The sequence below is a fragment of the Petrotoga halophila DSM 16923 genome (genome assembly GCF_002924615.1).
In genome coordinates this window covers 8,587-12,615 of the sequence record NZ_JALY01000256.1, presented here as the reverse complement: position 1 = coordinate 12,615, position 4,029 = coordinate 8,587, and the positions used below count along the sequence as shown (strand labels likewise).

At 35.1% G+C, this 4,029-nt stretch carries 4 protein-coding genes; 1 reads left to right on the top strand and 3 read right to left on the bottom strand.

Translation table 11 applies throughout. The annotated features are described in order from the left end of the window. Positions 1-944 (bottom strand): 6-phosphofructokinase (gene pfkA / locus AA81_RS12380; RefSeq protein ID WP_103899205.1); only part of this gene is annotated, 944 nt, incomplete at its 3' end. Between the two features lie 262 nt (positions 945-1,206). Between pfkA and AA81_RS12375 the strand changes: the two genes are divergently transcribed. Continuing rightward, positions 1,207-1,680: a Fur family transcriptional regulator gene (locus AA81_RS12375; protein WP_169926268.1), complete on the top strand. Its 474-nt coding sequence runs from the start codon at positions 1,207-1,209 to the stop codon at positions 1,678-1,680. Positions 1,681-1,758: 78 nt separating this feature from the next. On the opposite strand, the gene gcvPB is transcribed toward AA81_RS12375, so the two are convergent. Both gcvPB and AA81_RS12365 read right to left on the bottom strand, forming a co-directional pair. After that, on the bottom strand, positions 1,759-3,195 hold the full coding sequence (gcvPB, locus tag AA81_RS12370) for an aminomethyl-transferring glycine dehydrogenase subunit GcvPB (RefSeq protein WP_103078236.1): 1,437 nt from the start codon (positions 3,193-3,195) through the stop codon (positions 1,759-1,761). Continuing rightward, positions 3,192-4,001 (bottom strand): PLP-dependent aminotransferase family protein, encoded by an 810-nt coding sequence (locus AA81_RS12365; protein WP_245863637.1) that lies wholly within the window; start codon positions 3,999-4,001, stop codon positions 3,192-3,194. Before AA81_RS12365 ends, gcvPB begins: the two co-directional genes overlap by 4 nt. Positions 4,002-4,029 lie beyond the last annotated feature (28 nt).

The following is a 4,029-nucleotide window of genomic DNA, read 5'->3' as shown; positions in this document are numbered from 1 at the left end:
GCCAGCTTCACAATCTCCATATCCAATGTATTATTTTCTGAAAGTACTTTTTCAAGTGGTGTTCTAATTAAATCGTTTTTACTCAAGCCTACCATCACGTCAAAATCTCCGTCGTTAATTGCTTTTATTACTTCATTTCCCATTCTTGAGGCCAAAATCCTATCAAATGCAGTCGGGGAACCCCCTCTTTGAATATGACCTAAAATTGTTATACGCGTTTCGAAACCAATTCTATTTTCTAAATGTCTGGCAACTGTATAAGCGCTGGCAGATCCTTCCGCAACAACGACTATTGAATTAATCTTACCCCTTTTTCTTTCATCCCACATTTTTTCTGCTAAAGCATCGTAATCCGTGGGAACTTCTGGTATTATTATGGCTTCCGCCCCTATAGCAAGACCTGACATCAACGCTATGTATCCAGATGTTCTCCCCATAACTTCAACAATAAACGCCCTTTCGTGGGAAGAAGCGGTATCTTTTAACTTCTGCATGGCATCAACTACCGTGTTAAGACAGGTGTCAACACCAATACTCATATCTGTATAAGCGATATCATTATCTATAGAAGCTGGTACACCTATGACAGATATCCCTTGTTCTTCTGATAGCAACTTCCCCCCGGTAAGACTCCCATTTCCTCCAATTATAACCAACACATCTATACCTAAATCTTTCAATATGTCCGCGGCTTTTTTTCTAACCTCAGGAACTTTAAATTCTGGTACCCTTGCGGTCCTTAAAATGGTTCCCCCTCTTTCCATTATTCCACCAACATCTGCATATGTAAATTTTTTATATTCTTTATCCAAAATACCAGCAAATCCTCTCAAAAACCCATACACCTCAATATTTTCTACAACAGCGCTTCTAGTAACAGCTCTAATGACGGCATTCATCCCAGGGGCATCTCCACCACTGGTCATTAACCCGATTCTTTTCACCTCACTCACTATATCCCTCCTAAAAACTTTTATTATTTATACTTCCTTTAGAAATTCTAAAACCTGTTTTAACGCCCCTTCACCCCGCTCCCCACCCCTTAGGATGTGAGGTCATTACCCTACGCTCCCAACCTTTTAAACTACCTTTTTATTATATCACTTGTTTTTTGACACTATTGTTAATTTCACTATAACTCAAATAACTCTTCAAAATCTTGTGTTATAATTAAACAGTAAAATCATTTAAACTAAGGTGGTAAAATTGGAAGTTAAATATGATAAAAATAGTATAATTAAAATATTAAAAAATAAAAAAATCAAGGTTACCCCAAATAGATTTAAAGTGGCCTTTGAACTTTTTAACTGCGATGAACATCCATCAATTGATGAATTACATCAAAAGTTAGTAAAAAATAATGATAATCGAATTTCTTTCACTTCAGTCTATAACATTGTAAAATTATTTGAAAACGCTGGATTAGTAAAAGAGATTTTAATTGAAAATAAAATCCATTACGATTCTAACATTACACCTCATGCACATTTTATTTGCAAAAAATGTGGAAGAATTCAAGATATCGAGTTAGATAAATTAGATTTCTTAGATGAGAAGAAATTATTAAATTTTAAAACTTTTACTGAAGAAGACTTAAAAAACAATAAAATCGACTCTGTTGAAATCAACTTCTATGGAATCTGTGGAGAGTGTTTAAAAGAAGAAAACAGTGAGGCGTAAATCGGTGTTTCTGCCTCACTGTTTTTTAATATTTAATAAAATAAATATGTTTAGATTTCATGGTAAACTTATCAAAACTTAATCAAATTTCACGTTGAGTTCTTTATTTGCCTTTACTTCGTCTAATCTTTTGATAGGTAAAGTCAACGGAGCTTCTTTTAGCTTATCTGGTTCTCTTCTGGCTTCTTCTACGATTTTCTCGTATATAGCAGCAACTTCGTCCAATGTTTCTTTGCTTTCGGTTTCGGTTGGTTCAATCATCATTGCTTCATCCACAATTAAAGGAAAATAGACTGTTGGAGGATGAATACCATAATCTAATAACCTTTTTGCAAAATCCAGTGTACTTACCCCATAATCTTTCAACGAAGTTCCTTTTATTACAAACTCATGCTTACAGACATCTGGGTAAGCAACGTTTAAAAATTTCGATAACTTCTCTTTCAAATAATTCGCATTTAGAGTGGCAAGTTCACTTACCTTCTTCAAACCTTCTTTCCCTAATGATAATATGTAAGTGTATGCTTTGACTAGTACCAAAAAATTACCGTAGAAGCTACGCATTTTCCCAACGCTTTTAGAGATATCATAATCAAAATAATATTCTCCACTTTCTTTCATACCGACAACAGGTTTCGGCAAATACTCTTTTAAATAAGATTTTACCGCTATTGGCCCACTCCCTGGGCCCCCCATTCCATGAGGGGTGGAAAATGTTTTGTGAAGGTTGAGATGAACAACATCGAAACCATTATCTCCAGGTCTTACTTTCCCCATTATCGCATTTAAATTTGCCCCATCGTAGTACAACAAGGCGTCGTTTTTGTGCATCAAATCGGATATCTTCAGAATATCTTTTTCAAAAAATCCCAAAGTATTTGGGTTCGTGAGCATAATGGCAGCGGTATTTTCATTCACTAAAGATTTCAAATGATCTAAATCAACTCTTCCTTCATTATTCGAATTAACTTTAACTACTTCAAAGCCCGCCATTACCGCAGATGCAGGGTTCGTACCGTGCGCGGAATCTGGGATGATAACCTCATTTTTATGACCTAAATTATTTTCTTGTAAATATTTTTTGATAATAAGCATCCCCGTAAGTTCCCCGTGGGCACCAGCAGCAGGCTGTAGGGTAACATTAGCCATCCCTGTTATTTCTTTGAGAAATTCTTGTAATTCATACATCAATTCCAATGCGCCTTGTACAGTACTTTCCTCTTGGTAGGGATGAATGAATTTGAATCCATTTAAAGAAGCAACCTCTTCATTCAAAAAAGGATTGTATTTCATTGTACAAGAACCCAAAGGATAAAAACCTCTATCAACCGAATGGTTTAGAGTGGCTAATTGATTGTAATGTCTAACAATATCAACTTCGTATAGTTCTGGCAGAATCGGAGCTTCATTTCTAACTAAATGTTCCGGAATATCTATCTGAGATTCTTTGACATCCAATTTTGGAAGTGAATATGACTTTCTCCCGCTAACTGATTTTTCAAATATCAACTTCATGATAATCCCTCCAAGAAAGAACATAAAAAGTCAATATCTCTTTTTTTAGTCAGTTCTGTTGCACAAAACAGTACCTTATTCCCCATTTCTTTATAAAAATTCTTCAGTATCAAAGGTCCAAAATAATGTTGTTCCAACAGTTTTTCGTTGAGAAGTTCTGGATCTATTTTGCTTTCTAATACAAACTCGTTAAAAAATGGACCGTCAAATACAGGTTTAAATTTTTCAGTCTCTACCAATTTTTTTGCTAAATAATGGGCTTTATGATAATTCTGAAGAGAAACTTCTTTTATTCCTTGCTTCCCCATTACATTCAAGTACAAAGAAGCCACAAGAGCGTTGAATGCATGATTTGAACATATATTGGAAGTAGATTTTTCCCTTCTTATATGTTGTTCTCTTGTCTGCAAAACCATGCAAAATCCTCTTTTACCGTCTTGATCTACGGTTTCTCCAATGATTCTGCCAGGCATTTTTCGGATATACTTTTTTTTGGAAGCGAAGATTCCTAAACCCGGTCCTCCAAACGAAGGCGTATTCCCTAAAGATTGACCTTCTCCTACTACGATATCCGCACAAAATTTTCCTGGGGCTTCTAACAACCCTAAAGAGATTGGATAGGTAACTACTATGAAAACAACTTCGCTAGGAACCTTTTCTCTTATCACTTTTAAATCTTCTATTACACCAAAAAAGTTTGGATATGAAACTACAACACAAGATGTTTCTTCGGTGATTTTAGAAGTTAAATCAGCTAGATCTAATTGACCCGTTTCAGATAAATAATCGATTTGTTCTATATCCATCCCTTGCACTTCAACATAGGTTTTTGAT